The sequence below is a fragment of the Paraburkholderia kururiensis genome (assembly GCF_034424375.1).
GTDB classification, from domain to species: domain Bacteria; phylum Pseudomonadota; class Gammaproteobacteria; order Burkholderiales; family Burkholderiaceae; genus Paraburkholderia; species Paraburkholderia kururiensis_A.
Genome location: NZ_CP139965.1, coordinates 6,536,783 through 6,561,288 on the forward strand (window position 1 = coordinate 6,536,783; position 24,506 = coordinate 6,561,288).

23 protein-coding genes are annotated in these 24,506 nt (G+C 64.6%); 14 read left to right on the top strand and 9 right to left on the bottom strand.

Annotated features, from left to right (window positions below; translation table 11 throughout):
- Positions 1-43: 43 nt before the first annotated feature.
- The 4 genes from ehuB to ehuA all read left to right on the top strand — a co-directional run bounded on the left by ehuB (position 44) and on the right by ehuA (position 3,327).
- Positions 44-910, top strand: coding sequence for an ectoine/hydroxyectoine ABC transporter substrate-binding protein EhuB (gene ehuB, locus U0042_RS29150; protein ID WP_114811317.1), 867 nt, complete (start codon positions 44-46; stop codon positions 908-910).
- Positions 911-1,055: 145 nt separating this feature from the next.
- The gene (gene ehuC / locus U0042_RS29155; protein WP_114811316.1) at positions 1,056-1,775 is read left to right on the top strand and encodes an ectoine/hydroxyectoine ABC transporter permease subunit EhuC; all 720 of its coding nucleotides are present in this window, start codon (positions 1,056-1,058) and stop codon (positions 1,773-1,775) included.
- Positions 1,772-2,431: an ectoine/hydroxyectoine ABC transporter permease subunit EhuD gene (gene ehuD / locus U0042_RS29160; RefSeq protein WP_114811315.1), complete on the top strand. Its 660-nt coding sequence runs from the start codon at positions 1,772-1,774 to the stop codon at positions 2,429-2,431. The genes ehuC and ehuD overlap by 4 nt, the downstream gene beginning before the upstream one ends.
- A 71-nt stretch (positions 2,432-2,502) precedes the next feature.
- Positions 2,503-3,327 (top strand): ectoine/hydroxyectoine ABC transporter ATP-binding protein EhuA, encoded by an 825-nt coding sequence (gene ehuA, locus U0042_RS29165; RefSeq protein ID WP_114811314.1) that lies wholly within the window; start codon positions 2,503-2,505, stop codon positions 3,325-3,327.
- Positions 3,328-3,367: 40 nt separating this feature from the next.
- On the opposite strand, the gene U0042_RS29170 is transcribed toward ehuA, so the two are convergent.
- Positions 3,368-4,783: an MFS transporter gene (locus tag U0042_RS29170; RefSeq protein ID WP_114811416.1), complete on the bottom strand. Its 1,416-nt coding sequence runs from the start codon at positions 4,781-4,783 to the stop codon at positions 3,368-3,370.
- A 289-nt stretch (positions 4,784-5,072) separates the two neighbouring features.
- On the opposite strand from U0042_RS29170, the gene U0042_RS29175 reads away from it, so the two are divergent.
- The 3 genes from U0042_RS29175 to U0042_RS29185 all read left to right on the top strand — a co-directional run bounded on the left by U0042_RS29175 (position 5,073) and on the right by U0042_RS29185 (position 8,109).
- Positions 5,073-5,495 carry a hypothetical protein gene (locus tag U0042_RS29175; protein WP_114811313.1) on the top strand — a complete coding sequence of 141 codons (423 nt, stop codon included), beginning with the start codon at positions 5,073-5,075 and terminating at the stop codon, positions 5,493-5,495.
- A gap of 656 nt (positions 5,496-6,151) precedes the next feature.
- On the top strand, positions 6,152-7,306 hold the full coding sequence (locus U0042_RS29180) for a porin (protein WP_114811312.1): 1,155 nt from the start codon (positions 6,152-6,154) through the stop codon (positions 7,304-7,306).
- Positions 7,307-7,752: 446 nt separating this feature from the next.
- Entirely contained in the window at positions 7,753-8,109 is a 357-nt protein-coding gene (locus U0042_RS29185) for a sugar ABC transporter ATPase (protein ID WP_114811311.1), read from the top strand.
- Between the two features lie 213 nt (positions 8,110-8,322).
- Here the strand turns inward: U0042_RS29185 and U0042_RS29190 are convergent, their stop codons facing one another.
- On the bottom strand, positions 8,323-9,495 hold the full coding sequence (locus U0042_RS29190; protein WP_114811310.1) for an NAD(P)/FAD-dependent oxidoreductase: 1,173 nt from the start codon (positions 9,493-9,495) through the stop codon (positions 8,323-8,325).
- 53 nt (positions 9,496-9,548) lie between these two features.
- Complete coding sequence (locus U0042_RS29195) at positions 9,549-11,048, bottom strand: aldehyde dehydrogenase family protein (protein WP_114811309.1); 1,500 nt, start codon at positions 11,046-11,048, stop codon at positions 9,549-9,551.
- A gap of 293 nt (positions 11,049-11,341) precedes the next feature.
- Here U0042_RS29195 and U0042_RS29200 point away from each other — a divergent pair, with 293 nt between their 5' ends.
- A complete protein-coding gene (locus U0042_RS29200) occupies positions 11,342-11,980 on the top strand; it encodes a helix-turn-helix domain-containing protein (protein ID WP_114811308.1) in 639 nt (212 codons plus the stop codon).
- 112 nt (positions 11,981-12,092) lie between these two features.
- On the opposite strand, the gene U0042_RS29205 is transcribed toward U0042_RS29200, so the two are convergent.
- Together U0042_RS29205 and pcaQ are read right to left on the bottom strand one after the other, a co-directional pair.
- The gene (locus tag U0042_RS29205; protein ID WP_114811307.1) at positions 12,093-13,208 is read right to left on the bottom strand and encodes a 4-hydroxyphenylpyruvate dioxygenase family protein; all 1,116 of its coding nucleotides are present in this window, start codon (positions 13,206-13,208) and stop codon (positions 12,093-12,095) included.
- Positions 13,209-13,415: 207 nt separating this feature from the next.
- Complete coding sequence (gene pcaQ / locus U0042_RS29210) at positions 13,416-14,477, bottom strand: pca operon transcription factor PcaQ (RefSeq protein WP_114811306.1); 1,062 nt, start codon at positions 14,475-14,477, stop codon at positions 13,416-13,418.
- Positions 14,478-14,598: 121 nt separating this feature from the next.
- Between pcaQ and pcaH the strand changes: the two genes are divergently transcribed.
- Together pcaH and pcaG are read left to right on the top strand one after the other, a co-directional pair.
- Positions 14,599-15,303, top strand: coding sequence for a protocatechuate 3,4-dioxygenase subunit beta (gene pcaH, locus U0042_RS29215; protein WP_114811305.1), 705 nt, complete (start codon positions 14,599-14,601; stop codon positions 15,301-15,303).
- A gap of 3 nt (positions 15,304-15,306) precedes the next feature.
- Positions 15,307-15,894: a protocatechuate 3,4-dioxygenase subunit alpha gene (gene pcaG / locus U0042_RS29220; protein ID WP_114811304.1), complete on the top strand. Its 588-nt coding sequence runs from the start codon at positions 15,307-15,309 to the stop codon at positions 15,892-15,894.
- 156 nt (positions 15,895-16,050) lie between these two features.
- Here the strand turns inward: pcaG and U0042_RS29225 are convergent, their stop codons facing one another.
- The gene (locus U0042_RS29225; protein WP_114811415.1) at positions 16,051-16,629 is read right to left on the bottom strand and encodes an NnrU family protein; all 579 of its coding nucleotides are present in this window, start codon (positions 16,627-16,629) and stop codon (positions 16,051-16,053) included.
- Positions 16,630-16,832: 203 nt separating this feature from the next.
- Between U0042_RS29225 and U0042_RS29230 the strand changes: the two genes are divergently transcribed.
- From U0042_RS29230 to U0042_RS29245, 4 genes are all read left to right on the top strand, one after another.
- Entirely contained in the window at positions 16,833-17,219 is a 387-nt protein-coding gene (locus tag U0042_RS29230; RefSeq protein WP_114811303.1) for a hypothetical protein, read from the top strand.
- 12 nt (positions 17,220-17,231) lie between these two features.
- The gene (locus U0042_RS29235; RefSeq protein ID WP_114811302.1) at positions 17,232-17,816 is read left to right on the top strand and encodes a GNAT family N-acetyltransferase; all 585 of its coding nucleotides are present in this window, start codon (positions 17,232-17,234) and stop codon (positions 17,814-17,816) included.
- Positions 17,817-18,232: 416 nt separating this feature from the next.
- Positions 18,233-20,083: a S10 family serine carboxypeptidase-like protein gene (locus U0042_RS29240; RefSeq protein WP_114811301.1), complete on the top strand. Its 1,851-nt coding sequence runs from the start codon at positions 18,233-18,235 to the stop codon at positions 20,081-20,083.
- Positions 20,084-20,156: 73 nt separating this feature from the next.
- Positions 20,157-20,570, top strand: a complete 414-nt coding sequence (locus U0042_RS29245; RefSeq protein ID WP_114811300.1) for a 2-oxoglutarate dehydrogenase — start codon at positions 20,157-20,159, stop codon at positions 20,568-20,570.
- Between the two features lie 116 nt (positions 20,571-20,686).
- Here U0042_RS29245 and U0042_RS29250 read toward each other — a convergent pair whose 3' ends face one another.
- From U0042_RS29250 to U0042_RS29260, 3 genes are all read right to left on the bottom strand, one after another.
- Complete coding sequence (locus U0042_RS29250; RefSeq protein ID WP_114811299.1) at positions 20,687-21,493, bottom strand: class II aldolase/adducin family protein; 807 nt, start codon at positions 21,491-21,493, stop codon at positions 20,687-20,689.
- Positions 21,494-21,685: 192 nt separating this feature from the next.
- Positions 21,686-21,955, bottom strand: coding sequence for an H-NS family nucleoid-associated regulatory protein (locus U0042_RS29255; protein ID WP_114811298.1), 270 nt, complete (start codon positions 21,953-21,955; stop codon positions 21,686-21,688).
- 309 nt (positions 21,956-22,264) lie between these two features.
- Complete coding sequence (locus tag U0042_RS29260) at positions 22,265-24,466, bottom strand: TonB-dependent siderophore receptor (RefSeq protein ID WP_232833395.1); 2,202 nt, start codon at positions 24,464-24,466, stop codon at positions 22,265-22,267.
- Positions 24,467-24,506: the final 40 nt, after the last annotated feature.

Consider the following 24,506-nt stretch of genomic DNA (forward strand, 5'->3'; position numbering starts at 1 on the left):
CATGACGCACCGCGCCACCCTTACGCCACGCAATGGGACCGACATGAACCCGAAGCGCCATTCCAGACTGCCCCAGGCTTTCAGCATCGCGTGTATCGCGGCGGCCGGCCTGCTCATGCACGTGCAGCACGCGGCGGCCGAAACCACGCTACAGCGCATTCAGCGCACCGGCGAGGTACGCATCGGCTACGCGAACGAAGCACCGTTTGCCTACACGACGCCCGACGGCAAGGTGACGGGCGAGTCGCCCGAAATCGCGCGCAAGATCTTCGCGAAGCTCGGCGTGAAAAAAGTGGATGGCGTGCTGACCGAATGGGGCTCGCTCATTCCGGGTCTGCGTGCGGGCCGCTTCGACGTGATTGCCGCCGGCATGTACATCACGCCGGAGCGCTGCAAGCAGGTTGCGTTCGCCGATCCGCAATACCAGATTCAGGACACGCTGCTCGTGCTGAAAGGCAATCCGAAGAAACTGCACAGCTACGCCGACGTGGCAAAGCAGTCTGACGTGAAGCTCGCGGTGATGGCGGGCGCCGTGGAACTGGGCAACTCGCGCGATGCTGGCGTGAAAGATGCTCAGTTGCTCCAGGTACCGGACACCACGGCGCAATTGCAGGCCGTGCGTGCGCGCCGCGCCGATGCAGCCGCAGGCACCGCGCTCACGATGAAGGGCCTCGCCTCGAAAGACGCGGCCCAGGTGGAAACCGTCTCCGACTTCACCGATGATCCGAAGCACACCGGTTATGGCGCGCTCGCCTTCCGGCCCGAAGACACGGATCTGCGCGACGCCGTGAACAAGCAGCTGCATGCATGGCTCGGCACGCCGGACCATCTGCAAACCGTCGCGCCGTTCGGCTTCGACAAGTCGAACCTCACGACGAAGACCGCCGCCGAAATCTGCAGCGGCAAGTAGATCGCGAGAGACGTGGCACGGTTCGCTTCGTGGGCCGGCTTCGGCCGGCCCCGTCGGCACGTATGAAGCCGGCAAGCGCACACACCCCGTTGCAGTCCGCGCATCACGCGACGGATTGAATGCCATCATGCAAGCGAGGACCGCCATGCGTGAATTGTTCCCCCTGCTCATGCAGGGCACTCTGGTGACCATCGGCATTACGATCGGCGCGACGTTGCTCGCCATCGTCATGGCGTTCGTGGGCACCGCCGCCAAACTCGCGCCGTGGGCGCCGCTGCGATGGGCGGGCAACGTGTATGTCGAAGTGTTTCGCGGCACGTCGCTGCTCGTGCAGCTCTTCTGGTTCTTCTTCGTGTTGCCGCTGCCGCCGTTTCGTATCGAACTCACGCCGCTCACCGTGGCCATCGTGGGGCTCGGATTGCACTACGGCGCCTACGGCTCGGAAATTCTGCGCGGCGCGCTGCGCTCCGTGTCCGGCGGCCAGTTCGAAGCGGCACTCGCTCTGAACCTCTCGCCCTTGACGCGCATGCGCCGCATCGTGCTGCCGCAAGCCATGATCAATGCGCTGCCGCCCGCCACGAACCTCATGATCGAATTGCTCAAGGGCACGTCGCTCGTGTCGTTGATCACGCTCTCCGACCTCACGTTTCGCGCGCGCCAGCTCGATGAAGCCACGTTCAAGACCGCGGAGATTTTCGGGCTCACGCTCGTCATCTACTTCGTGCTGGCCCAGTGCATCGCGACGTTGATGCGCTACTTCGAACGACGCGTGAATCACGGCATCGCGAACAGCCGTCCCCGGTCCGCCGCCCGCCTCGACAACGGCACCGTCATGAGCCGCTTTCTGCAAAGAGTCGCCCGATGAACAGCTTCTTCGACCTGCACTACGCCGCGCAGATTCTGCCGGCCCTGCTGCATGCCTCGCTCTACACGATCCTCATCACGCTGGTCGGTTTTGCCGTTGCGCTCGTGCTGGGCCTCGTGTTCGCGATTCTGAGGCGCAGCGCTGTCCGGCCGGTCGCGCTCACGGTGGGCTTCGTCGTCGAGTTCATTCGCAGCACGCCGCTCCTGATCCAGATTTACGTGCTCTTTTACGTGCTGCCCGTCTACGGCATCACGATGAGCGCGCTCATGGCGGGTACCGTGGGCATCGCGCTGCACTACGCGTGCTATACGTCGGAGGTCTATCGCGCGGGACTGAACGGCGTGGCGCGCGGCCAGTGGGAGGCGTGTTGCGCGCTGTCGCTTTCGCCGCGACGCACGTACCTCGGCGTGATCCTGCCGCAAGCCATTCGTCCCGTGGTGCCCGCGCTCGGCAACTATCTGGTCGCCATGTTCAAGGACACGCCCATGCTCTCGGCCATCACCGTCGTGGAACTGATGCAGCAGGCGAAGAACATCGGCTCCGAAACGTTCCGCTATCTGGAGCCCATCACGCTCGCGGGGCTGTTCTTCCTCGTGATCAGCGTGACGTTCGCCCACCTCGTGCGGCGGCTCGAATTCAGCCTGAGGTTGCCATGAACCTGCCCACCGCCATGCGCGACGGCGCGCCCCGCGCGCCCACTTCCGGAACACCCGTTATGGAGCAAGCAATGAAACGTGACCCCGCCGCCGCGTACACGCCCGCCGTCGACCGCAACGGCGACACACCCATGGTGCGCTTTCGCAACGTGACGAAGCGCTATGGCGCGCTGACGGTGCTCGACGGACTGGACCTCGAAGTGGGCCGCAACGAAAAAGTCGCGATCATCGGGCCGAGCGGCTCCGGCAAATCGACGCTCTTGCGCGTGCTGATGACGCTCGACCCGCTCACGGACGGCATGATCGAAGTGGACGGCGAGCCGCTCACGCACATGGTGAAGAACGGCGCGCTCGTGCCCGCTTCGCTGCGCCACCTGCGCCGCGTGCGCAGCAAGATCGGCATGGTGTTTCAGAGCTTTAACCTCTTTCCGCACATGACGGCGCTCGCCAATACGATCGAAGCGCCCATGCAGGTGCTCGGTCTCTCGCGCAAGGAAGCCACGGAGCGTGCGCACGAGCTGCTCTGCCTCGTGGGCCTCGAAGACAAGTGCAATCATTACCCGTCGCAGCTGTCAGGCGGCCAGCAGCAGCGTGTGGCGATTGCGCGTGCGCTCGCCATGCGGCCCAAGGTGATGCTGTTCGACGAGGTGACGTCCGCGCTCGATCCGGAACTGTGCGGCGAAGTGCTCAACGTGATCCGCCGTCTTGGCAGCGAGCACAACCTCACGATGCTGATGGTCACGCACCAGATGGGCTTCGCCAAAGAGTTCGCGGACCGCGTGTGCTTTTTCTCGCAGGGCAAGATCATCGAGCAGGGACCGCCGCAGCAGTTCTTCTCGGCGCCCGAGCACGAACGCACGAAGCAGTTCCTGCGCGCGGTGAAGGAAGCGATGTAGGGGAACGGGCGCGGGCCACTATCCCGCGGCGTGTGACCCGCTACGCCGCCTTGCCGACCTTCCCTCTGACGCCGCGCGCAATCTCGTCGCCGGTGCCGTGCGGCAGCTTCGCGGTGACGGGAATGGACGCCACCGAAAACAGCGCGACCGCGAAAAACGCGGGCCAGAAGTCCGACCAGACCACGTGGGCGTGGCCTTGCAGGTCGCGCGAAATCTGCAGCACGATGCCCGCGATGGTCACGCCGAGGCCCAGCGAAATCTGCTGGATCACGCTCGCCACACTCGTGGCGCGGCCGATGTCGCGGCCCGCGATGTCCGCATAGGCAAGCGAATTGAGGCTCGTGAATTGCAGCGAAGGGAACACGCCGCCCACCAGCACCACGCACCAGATCAGCCAATGCGGCGTGCCGGGAAAGAAGAATCCGTATGCGGCAATCGCCGCGCCCGCGAGCGCGGCGTTCACCATCAACACCTTGCGGAAGCCGAACTTCGCGAGCACGCGTGTCGCGATGGTCTTCATGAAGATGGAGCCGAACGCCGATGCGCACGTGATGGAGCCCGACACGAACGCCGTCAGGCCAAGACCTTCCTGGAGCGCGAGCGGCAGCAGGAACGGCACGGCGCCCAGCCCGATGCGAAACAGCGACCCGCCCACCACGCTCGCATGAAAGCTCGGAATGCGCAGAAACCGCAGATCGAGCACCGGCCGCTCGGCACGCTGCGCGTAGAACCAGTAGAGCACGAGCAACAACGCACCCGTCACGGTCATCACGAACGCCACGTTGCCCGACGCCAGTTCGCCGCCCACGAGCGACAGCCCCAGCATGAAGAGCGACGCGCCCGCAGCAGAAAGCACGAAGCCGATCCAGTCCAGCGGACCGGGATGCTCCTCGTGCATGTTGGCGATATGGCGATTCGCGAGCCAGATGCCGAAGAGACCGATGGGAATGTTGACGAAGAAGATGAGGCGCCAGTGCAGATAGGTGGTGATGAAACCGCCCAGCGGCGGCCCCACCACGGGCCCCAGCAGCGCGGGCACCGTCAGGTAATTGACGGCGCGAATGAACTCGGACTTCGGCACCGAGCGGAAGATGATGATGCGCCCCACCGGCACCATCATCGCGCCGCCAATGCCCTGCACGAAGCGCGCCGCCACGAGCGCGGACAACGACGTAGCCGCGGCGCACAGCAGCGAGCCCGTCATGAAGATGCCGATGGCTACGCGAAACACGGTGCGCGAGCCGAACCGGTCCGCCACCCATCCGCAGATGGGAATGAACACGCCGAGGCCGATCACGTAGCTCGTGATGGCGAGTTTCAGCGAGATGGGGTCGTGTCCGAGGTCGCGTGCGAGGGCCGGAAGCGACGTCACGATGACCGTGGCGTCCACGTTTTCCATGAACATCGCGCACGCGACGATGAGTGGAACGATGAAGGGGCCGAGGGCAAGGGGCATGGAGACAGCGGCGCGGCGGTGCGCGAATCCGCGTAAAGCCGCCATTATGGCATCGCGGCGCGGCTCATGTTGTATGTGCCACATTCGCGGCTACGCGTCGGCATCCCGCAAAGCCGCGCCCCGTAAGGCTGTGACCGGCACGCAACGTCGCGAGCACAACCGGTGAAAGCCGGGTAAAGTGCGAAACCTGTCGCATGTCCATTCGAATAGCGCGGCAAGCCTTTTGTTGCGGCCCTGAATAAAGCGTCCTCTAAAACCAGTACAGGCCGCTGAACATTCCACCGATCCGATGAAACGTCGTCTTTTTGCCCTTTTGTTCGCGGCAACGCCCTTGTTTTGCCAGGCGGCCGTGCTGGACGCACCGCTCGCGTGCAATGTGTCCGCGCATCAATTCGTCTCCGGCCTGATCGATCAGAACCTGATCCAGCCGCACGCCATGCGTGTGGAAAGCAATTCCATCAACGCGTTCTGGCCGACGCGCGACGCCGACGTCACCGCATTTGGCTTTCGCGTGTTCGCCATCGTGGGCTACGAGAAGGACGACCCGATCTTCCGCACCGGCACCGGCGAACCCGTGGGCAAGTCGGCCTACGGTGCAGTCGTGATCGGCAGTGACAGCAAGGTGCAGGCGGCCGTGACGGCGGCGGGGAGTCCCGCCATCGTGCGGCACGTGGGACCGTTAATGACGGCGATCTTCTGTCCGCGCAGTTGAGATGCGGGGCCGGCCACGCCGGCCATTCTTCGAGCCCGCGTTCCGTGCGCGAGCGCGACGGCACGCCGCCGCTCGCCGGCGTCTTTCATCGCGCGGTCGTGTGCGCGCACGATAGCCATTCCCCGCCTTTTCCCGCTTTTCCCGTCGCATTTTTCTATTTCCGCAATAAAGTTTTTCTGCTATTTCAGGGAACTTAATTCGGATCGAAATAACGCCGCATAAAAAAAGCGGCCCGAAGGCCGCTGAAAAAGATGAAAAAGACTGCCCTTGGTCAAGGGGCAAGACGGATTTTAGGACTTTCGTCCCCTTTGAATGAGGCAATAACCGGGAATAGTGCGTTGCTCGAAACAGGACGAATCAGGCGCCCTGCCCGCGGGCATGAGCGCCGCGCCGGCGTGGGCCGTCGCGCATAAGCAACATAGCGGGAATGAACCCGGTGCGCTCGCCGCTCGAAACAAACCGAAATAATCTTTTATTCGCATGCACTTACGTGCCGAATTTCCAGCATTACAGATTCCGGAAAGCACTGTTGTGCGATATGGAATTAAAGAGCGCGGCCAGCCGAATACACTTTGTCCCGAATCGTCAGACCACTCGCCTCTCGCGGTGAATACGCTGATGCGATTCTTCTGGATTGTCTCGGAGAGTTATAAATCATGAAAAAAACCCTTTTTGTCGCGGGCGTCGTAGGTGCCTTCGCAGCCGCCTCGGCTCATGCGCAAAGCAGTGTGACCCTGTACGGCACGCTGGATGCAGGTCTCGTCTACTCGAACAACCAGCTCGGCCACAGCAACTGGCAACAGGGCAGCGGTTCGGTCTCGGACACGTATTTCGGCCTGCGCGGCAGTGAAGACCTGGGCGGCGGCCTGCATGCCATCTTCAAGTTGGAGAACGGCTTCAACCTGAACAACGGTCAGTTCCGCGAAAGCAACACGCTGTTCAACCGCCAGGCGTACGTGGGCCTGCAAAGCAACCAGTTCGGTACGGTGACGCTGGGCCGCCAGTATGACTCCGTGGTGGACTACCTCGCGCCGATCTCGGCGGCGGGCTACGGCTACGGCAACAACCTGGCCGGTCACCCGTTCGACAACGACAACCTCGACAACTCGTTCTCCATCAAGAACTCCGTGAAGTACGCCAGCCCGAATTTTGCCGGCGTGCAGTTCGGCGGCCTGTATGGCTTCAGCAACGCGGCGGGACAGTTCTCGAACAACCGCGCATGGAGCGTGGGCGCGTCGTATGCGAACGGTCCGCTGAACGTCGCGGCCGCCTACTTGCAGCTCAACAACTCGGGCAGCAACAATACGGGCGGCGCGGTGTCGTCGGGTGACGGTAGCGCCCAGGTGGCAGCCGCCCTGCAACGCACGTATGGTGCAGGCGTGAACTACACGTACGGCCCGGCCACGGTCGGCTTCGTGTACACGCACACGCAGTTCGACAACATGCAGAGCACGAACGTGGGCGGCACGTTCGTGGGCGGCCTGTCGGGCACGAACCTGCACCTCGACAACTACGAGATCAACGGTCGCTACGCGCTGACGCCGGCATTGAGCCTCGCCGCCGCGTACACGTTCACCGATGGTCGCGTGACGGGCTCGAACGGTACGGGTGATCCGAAGTGGCACACCGTGTCGCTGCAAGGCGATTACTCGCTGAGCAAGCGTACCGACGTGTACCTGGAAGGCGTGTACCAGCATGCATCGGGCGAGTTCGGCAACCTGGGCGCGAACGTGGCGGCCATCAACACGCTGTCGCCGTCGTCGACGCAGAATCAGACGGCCGTGGCAGTGGGCCTGCGTCACCGGTTCTAAGTCTCGATGAAGTCCGGCAGGTCGTGGGCCGCGTCGGGAGCCTGCAGCGTGTTTGCTGCGCCTGACGCACCACGGCCTGCCTGAAATCCCCGTGCAAAATGCTGCGCAATGCGCGCGCGTGGTTCAGGCCATGCGCGCGCATTGCCATTGGGCGTCCGCTTGTTGCTGTCGGCAGTGCGCCCGGCACGGCCCTGAGTATTGCGGCGAGTTATCTGACGCGAGTTATTGCCGAGAGTGCTGCCGCGCCGGTTTGCGCACCGCGCGGCCGGCAGATTCGCTTCGTTCGTCTCGCGCCCCTTCCTGTTGCATCTTCTTACGCACTCACGCGCGATGTCGTGCGTATACTGCTGCGCACCGCGTCGCCGCTGCCACGGCGCACGCCATGCCACGCATCGGCGCCACGCCGGTTGCGGACCGATACCCCGAACGCCCAGGTCACGCCCGCCATGAAGAAATCGCTCCTTCTCGCCCCGAGCCTGCTACTCGCCGCCTGCGGTTCGCCCAGCGGCCCGCAGCAGAACGCCGCCGTCGCGAACGGCGCCACGCCGATGATCTACGTGTCGTCGATGCACGCGCCCGCGTCCATCTCCCGTTGCCTCGAAAGCCGGCTCGGCAGCGTGCACGAATCTCGCGCGAACGGCGCCACGGAACTCGAAGTGGGCTCCCGTTCCAACGCGTCGTACTTCGTCACGCTCACGCCGTCGGCGAACGGGTCCGTGGTTCGCGTCGTGCATCCGGACAACGCGCCCAACGATCCGCCCGAAGAAGAAATGCGCTTTCACGTGGCGCGCTGCGCGGTTTGAGGCCTGGATTTGAGGACTGGGTCTGCGGCTTTGCCTGAGGCTCAGCGCGGCCCGGCAGAAACGCGAGGGCGTCCGCCTGTCCTCATCTGGATGTAGTTATCAACAGAAAATGTGCGCAAGCCTGTGGATATCCTGGGCAAGCCGCACGCAAGTCACTGACGCGCCAACGAATCGGCGCGCTGCACGGCAAAGCGAGCGCGAGGCCCGCCCGCGTTACACCACGTTCTTTTCCACGAACGGCCGGTTCTCCAGCACACGCGCGAAGCCGAGCGCCGAAAGATCGAGCGTCGTATAGCGGCCGTGCAGGATCAGCTCGCTCACGCCGCGCCCTGTCGCCGGCCCCTGCTGCAGGCCGTGCCCGCTGAAGCCGTTGGCGAAGAGGCAGTTATCGACGTCGGGATGCGCGCCGATGATCGCGTTGTGGTCGAACACGTTGTACTCGTAGTACCCCGACCAGCAATTCTCCACGCGCAGCGCCTCGAACTGCGGCACACGGTGCGCGAGCGTGGGCCAGATCACGTCGTCGAAGAGCGCGTGGTCCACTTCGTCGAGCGGCAGGTCGTCCGGGTCGTTGTCGGGCGACGGCGACGTGCCGCAGATGTAGGTGCGTCCTTCGGGCCGGAAGTACACGCCTGTCGGGTCGACCAGCAGCGGACAGCGTTCCAGCTGCGCCGGCGAACTCACGTTGAAAATGCTGCGACGGCGCGCGAACACCGGAATCTCGATGCCGAGCATGGCCGCGATACGACGGCACCATGCGCCCGCCGCGTTCACCACGACGTCGCAGGCATACGACTCGCCGTTCGCATCCTCGACGTGCGTGACGCGCCGGCCGTCGCGCACGAGCCCCGTCACGTCGCTCGGCACGTAATGCGCACCGAGTGCCTGAGCCTTCTTGCGCAGCGCCTGCACGAGACCGTAGCCGTCGAACCAGCCCTCGCCGCTTTCGCCGAACGCGCCGGCCACGAGGTCTTCCGTGTTGAGCCACGCGAAGCGCGCGTCCAGTTGCGCGCGATCGAGCAGGCTGATGTCGGCCCCCAGCTTCCGTTGCAGCGCGTGGTTCTCGCGCAGCGTATCGAGGCCCGCAGGCGTGGCGAGAAACAGATAGCCGCCCTCATGCAGATCGATGGACGGCCGCACGCCGTCCACTTCGAGCCGCTCGCCGATCGAGCGCAGGAACTCGATGCCGAACAGCGACATCTGGATGGAAAGCGGCGTCGAAAACTGCTGCCGGATGGACGCGGCCGACAACGCCGACGACGAGCGCGCATACGTCGGATCGCGCTCGATGACGGTCACGCTCACGGTCGGGTCCGTGGCCCGCAGAAAATACGCAACCGAACTGCCGATCACCCCACCGCCGACGATGACGACTTTCGCACTCACCTGTCACTCCGTAAGAGAACGCTCTGATCACGCTGCGGACAACGCCGCGGCCTTCAGCCGATATTGAAGTCGATGCCCTGTGCAAGCGGCAGCGCGGACGAGTAGTTGACCGTGTTCGTGGCGCGGCGCATGTAGCCCTTCCACGCGTCCGAGCCCGACTCGCGGCCGCCGCCCGTTTCCTTCTCGCCGCCGAACGCGCCGCCGATTTCCGCGCCGCTCGGTCCGATGTTGACGTTGGCGATGCCGCAATCGCTGCCCGTGGCCGAGAGGAAGCGTTCGGCCTCGCGCAGGTCGGTGGTGAACACGCACGACGACAAACCGTGCGACGCCGCGTTGTTGGCCGCAATGGCTTCGTCGAAGTCGCGATAGCGCATGACGTAGAGGATCGGCGCGAAGGTTTCCTTGAGCACGATGGCGCTTTGCGCCGGCATTTCGACGAGCGCCGGCCGCACGTAATAGCCGCCTTCCAGGCCCTTCACCTCGACGCGCTCGCCGCCATGCACCTTGCCCCCTTCGGCCTGCGCCTGCTGCAGCGCTTCCTGCATGCGCGCAAACGACTGGCGGTCGATCAGCGGTCCCATCAGCGTGCCCTTTTCGAGCGGATTGCCGATCGGCACCTTGCCGTAAAGCTGCTTGAGGCGATCCACGGTTGCGTCGTAGACGCTCTCGTGCACGAAGAGCCGCCGCAGCGAAGTGCAACGCTGGCCCGCCGTGCCGACTGCGGAGAACAGGATGGCGCGCAGCGCGAGGTCGCGGTCCGCGCTCGGTGTCACGATGCCGGCGTTGTTGCCGCCCAGTTCGAGAATGGAGCGGCCGAAGCGTTTCGCCACTTCCACGCCCACGGCGCGGCCCATTTCTGTGCTGCCCGTGGCGCTGACGATGGCGGCGCGCGGGTCCGCAACGAGCTTCGCGCCCACTTCGCGGCCGCCGTGGATCAGGGCGACCAGCCCTTCGGGCGCATCGCCGAATTCGGCGAGCATGTCGGTCATGATCTGCTGCACGGCGAGCGCCGTGAGCGGCGTCTTTTCCGAGGGCTTCCACACCACGGCGTTGCCGCAGACGAGCGCGAGCGCCGCGTTCCACGACCACACCGCCACCGGGAAATTGAACGCCGAGATGATCGCGCACACGCCCATGGGGTGCCACGTCTCGCCCATGCGGTGACCGGGACGCTCCGAGGCAATCGTGAGGCCGTACAGCTGGCGCGAGAGACCCACGGCGAAATCGCAGATGTCGATCATTTCCTGCACTTCGCCCAGACCCTCCTGAAGGATCTTGCCGGCTTCGAGCGACACGAGGCTGCCCAGCGCCTGCTTCTTCTCGCGCAGACGGTCGCCGAGCAGGCGCACCAGTTCGCCGCGGCGGGGCGCGGGCACGCTGCGCCAGCGGCCGAAGGCGTCCTGGGCGCGCGCCAGCACGGCGTCGACGTCGGCCACCGTGTGGCTCGCGACGCGGCCGATCAGTTCACCCGAGATCGGCGAATGGACCTCGATGTCGCCGGACTGGACAGCGTGCGCAATGCCGAGATCGGCGAGGATGGTCGAAGCGTTCATGGCGTTTCCTTATTTCCGATACGAAACAAATCTGCGTCCGGCGACTATACACGCCGTGCCGGGCGGCGGCAATGCCGGCGTCGCACGGCGTCCATCATAGGCGTTGGGCGAACGCCTTGCCAGCACGGGCGTTGGCGCCGGTCGGGCAATCCGGCGCAACCGTGGCGCCACCTCGGGAGCGGAGGCCGCGGCCCGAATTCCAGCCCACACCTCGCGTTTCCTATAGGAACGAAACCGGATGTTATGATCGCCCACACCGCGCGCCTAAGGGGCGCCTGCATCGATTGCTTCTTATGGACACCAACCTGACCAAACCGGCCGAATCGTCCACCACGGACCTGGGCCGCCGCGTGCGCGCCGCGCGCGTGGCGCAAGACCTCACGCTCGAAGTGGCGAGCCGCCTGTGCGGCGTATCGCGCTCCACGCTCTCGAAAGTGGAAAACGGCCTCATGTCGCCCACGTTCGACGTGCTGCAAAAAATCGTGCTGGGGCTGAAGATCGATCTGGCCGAGCTGTTCGGCTCCACGCCGAAGCTCAACGCGAGCGGCCGGCGCGCCATCACGCGCAAGAACGCGGGCCAGCGCCACGCGTATCGCGGCTATCAGATGGAGGTGCTGGCCACGGACCTTGCCCACAAGGCCATGCTGCCGTTTCGCATCCGCATCACGGCGCACACGCTGGACGCCTTCGACGACTGGGGCCGCCACGAAGGCGAGGAGTTTCTGTATGTGATCAGCGGCAGCGTGTGCCTGTATTCGGAGCTGTATGCGCCCACGCAACTGGAAGCGGGCGACAGCATCTACTTCGATAGCCGCACGGGGCACGCGGCGATCTCCACGAGCGAGGAAGACGCCGAGGTGCTGTGGCTCGCGACAGGCGCCGATGTCCCGCAGTCTGCGCAGGCGGCGCCGACGGCGGGATCGAAGCGCTGAGCGGCCCTTTCGGTTTCGGGCAGGCGCTTCAGCTTCAATCAGGCGCCTTCGCGCGGTACTTCAGGTCGCAGCTTCCAGACAACCGCTCCCGCCGGCGTTCAGCCCGCCCTTTTCAACGCGCCGCCGCCAGCGCCGCGAGATTGCCCTCGCCGAACCCGTGATGTCCCTTGCGCTGCACGATCTCGAAGAAGATCTCGCCGGGATTGCGCCGCACGAAGGTCTGGAAGAACAGTTGCGGCGCGCCCTTGCCCGTCTCGCCGTCCACCAGAACGTGCGCGCGCCGCAGGCGTTCGATGTCGAGCCCATGCCCCGGCAGCCGCGCGTCGATGCCCTCGTAGTAGCGCGGCGGCGGCTCCACGAAGCACACGCCGTTGGCCGTGAGCGCGTCGACGCAGGCGAAGATGTCGTCGGTAGCCAGCGCGATGTGCTGCACGCCTTCGCCCGGATGATCGGGCAGATACTCGTGCATGAGGCTCGTGCGCGGCGTGCCCTCTTCGTAGAGCGGAATGCGGATCGCGCCGCACGGCGACACCATCACGCGCGATTCGGCCGAAACGTGCCAGTTCGCGTGCAACTCGTGAATCTCGCGGAAATTGAGCAGGTCGCGATAAAAATCCACCCACTCCTGCATGCGGCCCACGCCTACCGTCTGCGTGAAGTGATCCACGGCGACGAGCCCGCTGCCCGCGTGACTGAGGTCGGCGTGCGCGGTGTCGATATGGATGGGACGAAAGTCGATGTCGAAGATCGAGATGTCGCCCACGCCGCCGCGCTGACCGCCACGGCCGCGCCAGCGGTCCACGAAATAGATGTGCGAGTTGCCGATGCCCTGAATGGCCGGGATATAAAGCTCGCCCTTGCCGATCTTCTCGCCCTCGAACTCCCAGGCGCCCAGCTCCACGGCGCGCTCGAAGGCGCGCTGGGCATCGTTCACACGAATGCCGATCGCGCAGATGCCCGTGCCGTACTCCTCTGCGTAACGGGCCGCGAACGAATCCGGCTCTGCGTTGATGAGGAAGTTCATCTCCCCCTGGCGGTACAGCGTGACGCTCTTGCTGATGTGGCGGGCAATGGGCTTGAAGCCGAGGCGCGTGAAGGTCTGATCGAGCGCCTGCGGATCGCGTGCGGCGAATTCGACGAACTCGAGGCCCGCGGTGCCGAGCGGATTGTGCTCGCGGTCCGCGGCGGCGCGCAGGGCAGCGGCGGGATCGGGCAGGTCGCGGGGCATGGTTTCTCCTTGTCGAGGCAGTCGATACATCAAAGATGGCAATGCCGCTCGCCTCGCCGGATCGTGCCGCGCGGCGCCGCGCGCCCGCTGCGTTCCACCGGCATGCTGCATGCCTGATTTGAACCGTATTTCGAACCGTGTTTTTACACCGGCTTCGCAGTCTGCCGCAACTGCAATTTGTACTGTATGGTTCACCGCCGCGGCCCTTCAGCGGCGGGTGCGCGCACGCCCTGTTTCCCCCGTTGCAGCAGCCTTCGCCGGGTTGCGGCGCGACGCGGTTTTGCGTGCCGGTTTGGCTGTCCGTCCGGGTGTGGATCGGGCCGCGCGCGTACTCAACGATGCGGCACGCTCGCGCGCCACATGGCGCACGGCATCGATCAGCGCGCGAGCGACAGGCGAAGGCTCGGCATCCGTACGCTGAATAAGGCCCACGGGTTCCTCGCTGCCTGCGTGCGGCATCGGCAGACGCACGAGCGTGCCTTGCTCCAGGTCGTACTCCACCGCGCCCGCCGGCGCGAACCAGACCGCGTCGTTCTGCAACGCAAGCAGCCGCGCGACGGAAACCGACAGCATCTCCACGAACGACGACAACGGCGGAACACCCCACGTCTTGAGCAGATTGTCCGCGGCCTGGCGGATGAGCGTGCCATACGGCGGCAGCACGATCGTGAAGCGATCGAGCGCGGCGTGCAGGTCGGCGCGCTGTACGAGCGGATGGCCCGCGCGCACCACGGCGAGCAGCGGCTCGCTGTAAAGCTGCTCGAAGCTCAAGCCCACCATGCGCTCGGGGTCCGCGAGGCGCCCCACCGCGAACGCAATGGCGCCCGACTTCAAACGCTCCAGCAACTCCGCATTCGCCGCCGTGGCCAGCCGCACGATCACATGCGGCCAGTGCGCAGCGAACACGCGCAGCGCGGCGGGCACCAGCGAAGGCGCGACCGTGGGCAGCACGCCGATATCCACCGTGGCCGTGGTCGTGTTGCCGTCGCGCGCGAGCAGGTCCACGCCCTGACGCAACGCGCTCACGCAGGCACTGGCATGCGGCATGAACAGCAGCCCCTCGCGCGTGGGAACGGCGCCGCGCCGGCCCCGCTCGAACAGCTTCACGCCCAGCACCGCCTCCAGTTCGGCGACGGTCTTCGACACGGCCGGCTGCGTGATGGACAGGCTCTCCGCCGCCTTCTGCACGCTGCCGAACTGCGCCACGGCAAGAAAGCACTGCAGATGACGGAACTTGACCCGGCTGTCGGCGAGACGTCGTCGTTGCATAACCGTCCGTTATACGAAACGCGAAAAAACGTCATTTTGCATAACTTTCCGGGTTCGATAAAGTCGCATCATCCCGCTGCACCTCACCCCCCACTCAACAACGATTTCAAGGAGACACCCGATGGACGACCCGATTTTGTCCGCGCGCGACTTCCCTTCTCATCCGGCCTACATCGATCCCGGCTATCGGTCGTCGGTGAAGCGCGGTCCCACGCGTCCGCTCATTCCGCTCAAGGAACGTCTGCGTGACCAGCGCGTGCCCGTCTACGGCGCCGAAGACCTGGGCCCGCTCGACAACGACCTCACGCGCAACGCCGTGAAGAACGGCGCGCCGCTCGGCGAGCGCATCATCGTGACGGGCCAGGTGCTGGACGAAGGCGGCAAGCCGGTGCGCAACACGCTCGTGGAAGTCTGGCAGGCGAACGCCGCGGGCCGCTATGTGCACAAGCAGGACCAGCACGACGCGCCGCTCGATCCCAACTTCCTCGGCGCGGGCCGCTGCCTCACGGACAACGAAGGCCGCTATCGCTTCCTCACCATCAAGCCCGGCGCTTACCCGTGGGGCAATCATCCGAACGCGTGGCGTCCGAATCACATCCATTTCTCGCTGTTCGGCGACTACTTCGGCCAGCGGCTCGTCACGCAGATGTACTTCCCCGGCGACCCGCTGCTCGCGTTCGACCCGATCTACCAAGGCGTGCCGGAAGGCGCGCGCGAGCGGCTGATTTCGCGCTTCTCGCTCGACACCACCGAAGAAGGCTTCTCGCTGGGCTACGAATTCGACATCGTGCTGCGCGGCCGCAACGAAACCCCGATGGAGCGTTGAACCATGACTCTCAAGCAAACGCCTTCGCAAACGGTCGGCCCGTACTTCGCCTACGGTCTGTGTCCCGAGCAATACAACTTCGACCACAAGAGCCTGTTCACGCCCGCACTCGTCGCGCCCGAAACGCCCGGTGAGCACATCACGATCATCGGTCGCGTGTTCGACGGCGACGGCGCGCCGATTCCCGACGCGATGCTCGAATTCACGCAGCTGGATAGCAATGGCCGCTATCCCGGCTCGCGCAACGAAGCGAACGAAACGGGCTTTCGCGGTTTTGCCCGCGTGGGCACGGGTACGGACGCGAAGCAGCGCTTCATTGTGGAAACGGTGAAGCCAGGCCGTGCAGCGGACGATAGCGCGCCGCACATCGACGTGACGGTGACCATGCGCGGCGTGCTGCTGCACGCCTTCACGCGCATCTACTTCGACGACGAAGCCGCGGCGAACGAGCAGGATGCAGTGCTGTCAGCCGTGCCGGCCGAACGCCGCGCAACGCTCGTCGCAAAGCGCGAAGAACACGCGGGCAGCGTGATCTACCGCTTCGACATCCACATGCAAGGCGACCGGGAAACCGTGTTCTTCGACGTGTAACGACACGGCACAAGCGGCGGCATGCGCCGCTTTCACGAGCCTTTCACATATCGGCGTTACGATCCGGTTCGCGATAACCTGATCGCAAAACTCCGAGACACATTCGGTGCCCGCCTCGCGCGGGCACTTTTTTTATGTGGATTGATGCGGACGCTTTCAACCGAACGGCCGCACGCCGATCAGCACGCCGTGCAGCCATAGCGCGAAGACCACCCACGCAACGAGGCCGGCGACCACGCATATCAGGTCTTTCGAGAACCGGCCAGGCGGATAGACGACGTTGGCTATCGCATCGCGACGCCGCGCCGCCATCAGGTCCACGATGGACCACACCAGGAACGCGCCGAACAGCACGAGCGCATTGAGCGTGCCGTTGGCCGCGAGGTGCGCGATGGCCCAGAGCATCACGGCCGTCACCATCGGATGCTTGAACAGCGACTTGAAGTGATTCTCGGGCACGTATGCCGCGGGGAACAGAATGAAGGCGAGCGCCGTGAGCGGCGCCGCGAGATGCGGTGCCCAGGGCGGCGGCGTCCACAGTACCGTGGGGTCGCGCCGGGCCAGACCGTAGCCCCACACCAGCAGCACCAGGCCGATCAACGACACCACGGAATACGCGCTTTTCCAGCCTTTCTCGCCGAGGCGGGCAATCTGCGCGCGCCGCCAGTCTTCGGCCACGATGCGAACCGAGTGCGCACCGAGAAAGATCACCAACCCGATAATCAGCACCGACATGTCCAGCACCTCGCGCAGGCTGCAGAAGATGGCCGCGATTGTCGCCCGAATTCGAGCCGGCTGACAAACGGATTTCGATGCATGCGTCATGCGGGCTATCGTCGCGCGATTTTGTTCCTGATACTGTTGCGCAGCCGCGCGCGCCATCGCATGTCGCACCACATGCCTCGCAAATGCACGCGGCATACCCGGGAGCACAGTGCATGGAAACGAACTGGAATCTGATTCGCGAAGCCATCAATGCGGCTATCGACAGCTGCGAGAAACTCGAACAGGCGGGTTATGCCGAGCACCACCGAAGCATCACGATCGACGTAGGCGGACAACGCGCCAACGTGCGGGACTTTCTCGTGAGCGCCTGGACGCTGGCCGAAAACGCCCGCTATGAAGTCATTCGCGAGCGGCACGATCAGGGCCTCGATCTGCCGTATGTGCCAGAGACGTCGCGCATTCTGGTGGCCGTCGCCGCGGCATGCGCGGAACTGGTGGGCGCGGGCAAGTCGCCGCCCGCGGAGGCCTTCATGCGCGGCATGATCGACTGGTATAGAAACCACTTCGACACGCACGTCGGCAAGGCGCTCTCGCCTTGATTGCGAGAGCGCATGAACGATACGCAAAACACACCGCACGGAACGACGCCACGGCCCGATGAAGTGCACATCGCATCGGCACGGCTTTCCATCAAACCGTTTTCCGCCGACGATGCAGAGGCTGCGTTCGGCTGCATGACGCCTACTCTCACCCAATTCATGGCGTGGGATCCGCCCGCCACGCAAGAAGCCTTCGATCGTATCTGGCAGCAATGGCAGGTGGCCGCCACACAGGGCACCGAGTTCGTCTTCGCCATACGCGAGCGCGAGAGCGCAGCGTTTCTCGGATTGACGGGGCTGCACAAACTGCACAGCGACTATCCGGAACTGGGCATCTGGATTCGCGAAGATCGCCACCGCGAAGGGTTCGGCCGTGAAGCCGTGAGTCTGGTGGCGCAATGGGCCACGCACGCCTTCGGGATACGACGCGGCTTTACGTATCCCGTGGCCGAAGACAATCGCGCAAGCCGCCGGATTGCCGAAGGGCTCGGCGGCGTCGTGGTGGAACAGCGCATCGCGCCCAAGTATCACGCCGTCGTGTATCGCATACCGGCGCAATCCATGGCGCACGTTCCGCGCACCGGCCCGCAGGTTTGATGCGAGCGCTGCGGCATACGCGACATCGCTTTCATTTCCGCATCCGTTACACGTCCGCTACGCCCCGCGAAGCCACGTACAGGAAACCGAACTACGGCCCCGGCATTCTGGCCGCGGGCACAGGGGCGCGCCTTGACAAGGTAATGTGACCCCTCCTATTTTTCCCTTGTCGCCCGTCCTTACCAAATCTTTCTCAAGACGGCGAAAGCCTCAAAACAGTACAAGTTACTGACCATGCCTCATGGCATGTCGTTAGTACTCTTATTCATATCGGTCAGTTCAAGCTCAAGGCAGTTGTGAAAGTCGAACGTCAGCCGCTGATGCCGGCGGGTTCTGCACGCGCTGTCTGTTTCTCATGTGCCCAACCGGCGAACGCGGTCTTGTGTAGTGGTATCTCACCAGTCACAGGGACAGAAATGAAACCAGACCGTAGTTCCAGCGGCAGCCGCGCCATCGCGCCTGCCCGCGTCCGCCATGCGCGCCACGGACGCTGGCTCGCCCTGCCATGCGCATTGCTCGCCAGCACATTGATCCTCGCAGCATGTGGCGGCGGCGATAGCGGCTCGGCATCGTCCGCGGCAAGCACGATGCGCCAGGTGGCGGCGAATCAGGCCGGCGCGCAGACGCCCGCGGCCAGCCAGGCCAACCAGCCCTACACCGACCCGGTGGCCTATTCGCTCAACGCCAACGACGGTCTGCCGCTTTCGCAAGTGAAGGAACGCGCGGCCGTCATGCATTATCAGTGGACGTCGGGCAAGAGCATCGTCAACTACACGACGACGACAGGCCACCTGACGGCTCTGGATGCGAACGGCAACCCCGAAGCCACCATGTCGTATGTCGCCTACACGGCCCCGAATGCGGACGGCTCGCCACGGCCCCTGACGTTCTTCTATAACGGCGGTCCGGGTTCGTCGTCGATCTGGCTGCGTCTGGGTTCGTTCGCCCCCACGCGCGTCGCCACGCCTGATCCGCTGCTCACGAACTGGCCCAACTATCCGCTCGTCAACAACAGCGAGAGCCTGATCGACACCACCGACATGGTGTTCATCGATCCGCCGGGCACCGGCCTTTCCGAAGCGATCCTGCCGAACACGAACCAGAAATTCTGGGGCTGCGATCCCGATGTGAACGTGATGCGCGATTTCATCACGCGCTATCTGACGGTGAACAATCGCAGCAGCTCGCCCCTCTATCTCTACGGCGAATCGTACGGCACGCCGCGCACCGACATGCTCGCGCTCGCGCTCGAATCCGCCGGCGTGCACCTCACAGGCATCGTGCTGCAGTCGTCCATCCTCAACTACTTCGCCGACGCCATCGAGGCCACCGCGATCACGGCATCCACAGAAGGACTGATGCTCGATACCGATACGCTCGCGGGCTACTACCCAGGCTACGCAGCCGTGGCGGCGTACTTCAACCAGGTGTCGCCACCACCGCTCGACATGGGCCTCTATGCGTTGCAGTCCGAAATATTCGCCACCGGCCAGTACAACCACTTCAAGAAGTACGCGCAGTCGTGGGTACTGAGCCAGCTCGGCATTCCGGATGCGCTCGGCACGCCCGTGTTCCCCTCCACGCGCACGCTCGAGTCGTGGCGCTGGCCGTCCAGCCTCACGATGCAGGCGCTGCAGGGCTACTTCAACGTGAATCCGTTCAATATGACGCTGCTGCCCGGCACGACGATCGGCCGCTATGACGGACGCGTGTCGCTGCCCAATTCGGACCCGCGTCTGCAGAACGATTCGGACCCGTCGGACATCCTGATCTCGCAGCCGTTCACCACCGCGCTGCAAACGCAGATGCCGAACTACCTGGGCTACCGTGCGCCGAACGCGACGTACATGCCGCTCAACGACGCCATCATCCAGGTGTGGGACTTCTCGCATGACGGCCAGCCGCTGCCCGACACGTTGCCCGATCTGCTCGGCGCGCTCACGCTCAACCCGCAGTTGAAGGTGCTCGCGGAAAACGGCTATCACGATCTCGCCACGCCGTTCTTCAGCACGGAAAAGCAGCTTGCGCGGTTGCAAACGGTGCCGGGCATGAACCCGAACCTGCAGGTGAACTTCTTCCAGGGCGGGCACATGATCTATCTGGACGACGTGGCCCGTCCGCAGATGAAGACCGACCTCGCGGACTATTACCGCGGCCAGCCGATTCCGCTCGCGCTCTCGTTGTGGACGCTGCCCGCGCCATGGCCTGACGAGAGCCCGGCGGGCACGCCCACGGCAGCCGCAGCGCAAACCGCGGCCGCGCAGTAAGCTCAGGAGAAACGCGGGCATCCGTTCGCGCGGGCGCCCGCCTACCCATCATGCCCTTCTATTGCGAGTGATCATGTCTCCAATCGATATGCTGCGGCGCGTTCTGCCGCTAATCGTGCTCGGCGCCGTGGTCGGCAACGTTCAGGCGTCCGATCTTCAATCCGTCGCGCCTGTGACGCTGCCCAAAGGCGGCCACGGCGTGGACGGCCCGTTCTTTCCGACCAACCGTCCCGTGCCGGTGGTTCCGTCCACGGGAACGCAGCTCCAGCAGCAGGCCCAGCAACGCATCGAGGCGCGCCTCGGCGCCAATACGGTGCTGAACAACGGTGCGTCCATCACCAAAGAACAGGCGCAAACGAGCGGGCTCGGCTACATCGCGAAGCACTTCGACCAGATCGATGCGTCGCACACGGGGCGCGTGTCGATGAGCGATGTCCGGCAGTATCTGCAACAGCAGCAGGTACAGTTGCAGCAGAAGCAGCAGTGACGTCGTATGGACCGTGACGACGGTCCGGATTTCCTGAGGTTCCGTTCAACGGCCGCGAAGTCGAAGGCGGCCGCTGAACGGACTGCGTCGTTCAAAGCGTCGTCATGCAGCGCACGCTAGCTGCGATAGTCGGAAAGCGTGTTGTCGATCAGCCGCAGCGCGGCTTCCCACGCGAGTTGCACGATGCCCGCGGCGTCGTCTTGCTGGAACTGACTCGCGGTGAGTTTGCAGACGGCCTCGGAAGGTATCGAGAGTTCCACGCCGCCCGCCAGTGCCTGCACCTGGATCTGGCAAGCGCGCTCGAGGAAGTAGATTTCCTGAAAAGCCGCCGCCGCCGACGCGCCCCCTGCCAGCAAACCATGATTGCGCAGGATCATCGCGTTGCATGATCCCAGGTCGGCAATGAGCCGCTCGCGCTCGCCGGGATCGAGCGCAATGCCTTCGTAGTCGTGGTAGGCAAGCTTGCCGTAGAACTTCAGCGCGTGCTGGCTGATCGGCAACAGCCCCTGCTTTTGTGCGGACACCGCGGACCCCGCCGACGTGTGCGTGTGCACCACGAAGCGCAGATCGGGTCGCGCCCTATGCACGGCGGAGTGGATCGTGAAGCCCGCGGCGTTCACGCGGTAGCGTGCGGGATCACCGGATGCGGCGGGCTCGACGACGCGCCCGTTGCCATCGATCTTCACGAGATCGGAGGCGCGCATCTCGTGAAACAACACGCCGTAGCGATTGATCAGGAAATGATGCTCGGGGCCCGGCACGCGCGCCGTGATGTGCGTGTCGATGAGGTCCGTCATGCGGAAATGTGCGACGAGCCGATAGAGCGCGGCAAGATCGCAGCGGGTCGCCCATTCGTCGTCGTAACGCGACGAGGCCGGCCCGGCTGCCGTCGTGGATGCAGAGGAATGCGTCGAGGCCGTCATGCGGATCGCTCCTGAATGGACTGAACAGCGCGCGTGCCCGTGATGAAGAATCCGGCCGCCCAATATCCGCGCGCTAAATACTTTTTATTGCCGGAATTCAGCTGAATTGAGGGGCGGTTTTGATACGGGAATAACCGCAGGCGAAATAGCCACCGCCTTTTTTCCCGAAAACGCCGCAATGAATTCACCGCCTCAGCAGCGGAAATGCTCCATGTTCTGACCCGCATTGACCGCGCGGGTAAGCCATTCGGGCCGCTCGCCCTGCCCGTCCCAGGTATTGCCGTAAGCATCGCGATACATGGGGGCCTTTTGCGCATCGGCCGCGCTGGAAGCTTCCAGCTCTTCCAGCGTAATTCCGAATTCATCCATGCGGCGTCGAATCCACACGATCAGCCGTTCGCGCGCCTCTCCGTCGAGGTCGAACATTCGTAAGTCCTCTCGCTTCGTCACGACGTGCCGCATTTTCCGTGTCGGAAATGCACGTCTCAAAAGGGTTTTGAATACTGAATAGGACAAAGGCTTCGCTGATGCCAGCGAAGCCTTACTGTCTGTCTTGACGAGGGCGGGGGCGAGACCGCGTTCGATTCGAACCCGCGGCGTGCGTTCCGGAGATGGACTGGATGGGCCGCTCCGCCCGCAAATCAATTACTTGCGCTGTGCCAGATACCGCAAACGGCGCTCATCATACCCCGCGCCAGGCCCGCTTATCAAGGGGTTGCCGCGAGGGCGCGGGGCGGTTCGCAAGCCCCGCCGGGCAAGGCTTTCGCGGCATCAGAAATCGAGCCGCGCGGAGAGCAGAAACTCGCGGCTCTCGCCGAGGGTGACGAACGGCAGCCCCGTGCAGCAGCTCGACGTGTAATACGTCGAGTTGAACAGGTTTTTCGCGTTCAACTGCCACGCAATGGAGCGGCCGTAAATGCGGGAATCCCATGCCACGAACGCATCCACCACGTGTCCCCACGGCAGGTGGTACACCTTGCCCGTGCCATCGCCCACCGGCAGGCTGCTGAAGACGCGGCCGCCCACACCGGCCCGCACGCGTCCGCTCACGGGCGCCGCGCCCACGTTGCCGAAATCGTGCGTGAGGTACAGCGCGCCCGCGTGCTTGGGCGCATTGGGCAGCGGATTGCCGGCGAGCTTCGGGTCGTCGGCATAACGCGCTTCGGTGTAGGTGTAGCTGCCGATCACGCTCCACGTGTTGCTGAGCTTGCCGTTCGCCTCGAGCTCCAGGCCGCGCGAGCGCGCACGCCCCGCGTTGCGCGTGTAGTTCACGCCGTTGATGGTTTCCGTGGTCTGGATGTTGCGCTTGTGAATGTCGAACAGCGCCACGGAGGCCGTGAGCTGGTCCGTCACCAGCTTCGACCCCGCTTCCCACGCGTTCGCTTCCTCGGGCGGCAGGTCGCCGATGGGCTGCGCAATCGACGTATTCGGCCGGAACGACTGGCTGTAGCTCGCGTAGAGCGACCACGCCGGGTCGATCTTGTAGACCACGCCCGCGCGCGGCACCACCTTGTCGGCGTGCACGTTGGCGCCGGTCACGAAGGGCCGCCCCTTGCCCGTGAGTTCGCCGAACGACTCGTAACGCAGACCGCCCATCACGATCCACCGCTCGCCCAGGTGCACGGCGTCCTGCACGAACGCGCCGCGCGAAATCAGCTTGTCGGTCTGATCGCTGTCGGCCTTCGAAAGCGTGCTGGTCTGCGAAAGCAGGCCGTACACCGGCGCGTACAGGTTGAAGCTCGAATTGTTCTTGCCGCGATAAAGGTCGCCCAGCACGCGATAGTTGCGCATGTAGTCCACGCCCGCGAGCACGTCGTGCTGCAACCCGAACAGCTGCACCTTGCCTTCCAGGTTCAGCGTGAGGTTGTGCACGTCCTGCACGCCGTTCTGCGTGCTGTCCACGCGCCGCGTCAGCACGCCCGTATTGAAATTCGCCGAGAGCACGCGCGCTTGCCAGTCGTTGTAGTAGGTGCGGTTGTAGCCGTAGCCCGCATGCACGGTCCAGTTCGGGCTTAGCTTGTGATCGACGCGCAGGTTGAATGCATCGGAGCGGCCCGTGGAAACGTTGTAGCGCTCGTCGAGCCGTTCGTCGGCGGGAATTGCCACCGGGTTGCCGGTACGCGTGTCGATCAGCGTGCCGCGGTCGAACGGCACGGAGTAGTTCATGTGCTCGTATTGCAGCAGCACCGTGGTATCGCGCCCGTACCAGGCGAGCGACGGCGCAATCGTCTCCTGACGCGTCTGCCCGAAGTTGCGCCAGTAGTCGACGCGCTGATGATCCGCAATCAGCCGGTACGCGAGGCCCGACGTGCCGATGGGCCCGGTCAGGTCGATCTGCGCGCCGCCTCCGCCGTACGAACTCGCGAAGCCCGACACCGAGTTCTGCGCTTCCAGTTGCGGCTTCTTCGTGACGACGTTGATCATGCCGCCCGGGTCCTGAATGCCGTAGAGCATCGAGGCCGGCCCTTTGAGCACTTCGATGCGCTCGGTGGTGGGCGTGAAGTTGCGCGGCTGCACGGACTGCATGCCGTCGCGCAGGATCGAGTTGTCGCGGTTGTCGCCGAAGCCGCGCTTCACGATGGCATCGAGCGTGCCGCCGAGCGTATTGCCCATGCGCACGCCGGGCACGGCGGCGAGGGCGTCGGCGAGACTGTCGGGCGCGCGGTCTTCGATCTGCTGCTGGGTCACGACGTTGACGGCTTGAGGCACGTCGATGAGCGGTGAGTCGGTGCGCGTGGCGACTGTGGCACGGCGCGGCTGGTAGCCGGTTTCGTCGAGCGGCTTCGACGCGCGGACTTTTACGGTGGGTAAGGCCGGCGTGGTGTCGGGTTTCGCCTCTGCCTGGGCGTCGGCCCGCCCCTTGGCTCCAGTGTCGGCGCCAGTCTCGGCCCCAGCCTCGGCCGCTTTCCCGCCTGCCGCACCGGCCGCGGCCGTATCGACCACCGTCTCGACCTCCGCCGCGTCTGCGCGCACGACCGCTGCGGCCCAGCCCTGCGCGACCAGGAGCGACGCT

What these genes read in the sequence shown, in the direction of transcription:
- ehuB (WP_114811317.1), top strand. Translation starts at nt 44, where the DNA reads ATGAACCCGAAGCGCCATTCCAGACTGCCCCAGGCTTTCAGCATCGCG.
- ehuC (WP_114811316.1), top strand. Translation starts at nt 1,056, where the DNA reads ATGCGTGAATTGTTCCCCCTGCTCATGCAGGGCACTCTGGTGACCATC.
- ehuD (WP_114811315.1), top strand. Translation starts at nt 1,772, where the DNA reads ATGAACAGCTTCTTCGACCTGCACTACGCCGCGCAGATTCTGCCGGCC.
- ehuA (WP_114811314.1), top strand. Translation starts at nt 2,503, where the DNA reads ATGAAACGTGACCCCGCCGCCGCGTACACGCCCGCCGTCGACCGCAAC.
- U0042_RS29170 (WP_114811416.1), bottom strand. Translation starts at nt 4,783, where the DNA reads ATGCCCCTTGCCCTCGGCCCCTTCATCGTTCCACTCATCGTCGCGTGC.
- U0042_RS29175 (WP_114811313.1), top strand. Translation starts at nt 5,073, where the DNA reads ATGAAACGTCGTCTTTTTGCCCTTTTGTTCGCGGCAACGCCCTTGTTT.
- U0042_RS29180 (WP_114811312.1), top strand. Translation starts at nt 6,152, where the DNA reads ATGAAAAAAACCCTTTTTGTCGCGGGCGTCGTAGGTGCCTTCGCAGCC.
- U0042_RS29185 (WP_114811311.1), top strand. Translation starts at nt 7,753, where the DNA reads ATGAAGAAATCGCTCCTTCTCGCCCCGAGCCTGCTACTCGCCGCCTGC.
- U0042_RS29195 (WP_114811309.1), bottom strand. Translation starts at nt 11,048, where the DNA reads ATGAACGCTTCGACCATCCTCGCCGATCTCGGCATTGCGCACGCTGTC.
- U0042_RS29200 (WP_114811308.1), top strand. Translation starts at nt 11,342, where the DNA reads ATGGACACCAACCTGACCAAACCGGCCGAATCGTCCACCACGGACCTG.
- U0042_RS29205 (WP_114811307.1), bottom strand. Translation starts at nt 13,208, where the DNA reads ATGCCCCGCGACCTGCCCGATCCCGCCGCTGCCCTGCGCGCCGCCGCG.
- pcaQ (WP_114811306.1), bottom strand. Translation starts at nt 14,477, where the DNA reads ATGCAACGACGACGTCTCGCCGACAGCCGGGTCAAGTTCCGTCATCTG.
- pcaH (WP_114811305.1), top strand. Translation starts at nt 14,599, where the DNA reads ATGGACGACCCGATTTTGTCCGCGCGCGACTTCCCTTCTCATCCGGCC.
- pcaG (WP_114811304.1), top strand. Translation starts at nt 15,307, where the DNA reads ATGACTCTCAAGCAAACGCCTTCGCAAACGGTCGGCCCGTACTTCGCC.
- U0042_RS29225 (WP_114811415.1), bottom strand. Translation starts at nt 16,629, where the DNA reads ATGTCGGTGCTGATTATCGGGTTGGTGATCTTTCTCGGTGCGCACTCG.
- U0042_RS29230 (WP_114811303.1), top strand. Translation starts at nt 16,833, where the DNA reads ATGGAAACGAACTGGAATCTGATTCGCGAAGCCATCAATGCGGCTATC.
- U0042_RS29235 (WP_114811302.1), top strand. Translation starts at nt 17,232, where the DNA reads ATGAACGATACGCAAAACACACCGCACGGAACGACGCCACGGCCCGAT.
- U0042_RS29240 (WP_114811301.1), top strand. Translation starts at nt 18,233, where the DNA reads ATGAAACCAGACCGTAGTTCCAGCGGCAGCCGCGCCATCGCGCCTGCC.
- U0042_RS29245 (WP_114811300.1), top strand. Translation starts at nt 20,157, where the DNA reads ATGTCTCCAATCGATATGCTGCGGCGCGTTCTGCCGCTAATCGTGCTC.
- U0042_RS29250 (WP_114811299.1), bottom strand. Translation starts at nt 21,493, where the DNA reads ATGACGGCCTCGACGCATTCCTCTGCATCCACGACGGCAGCCGGGCCG.
- U0042_RS29255 (WP_114811298.1), bottom strand. Translation starts at nt 21,955, where the DNA reads ATGCGGCACGTCGTGACGAAGCGAGAGGACTTACGAATGTTCGACCTC.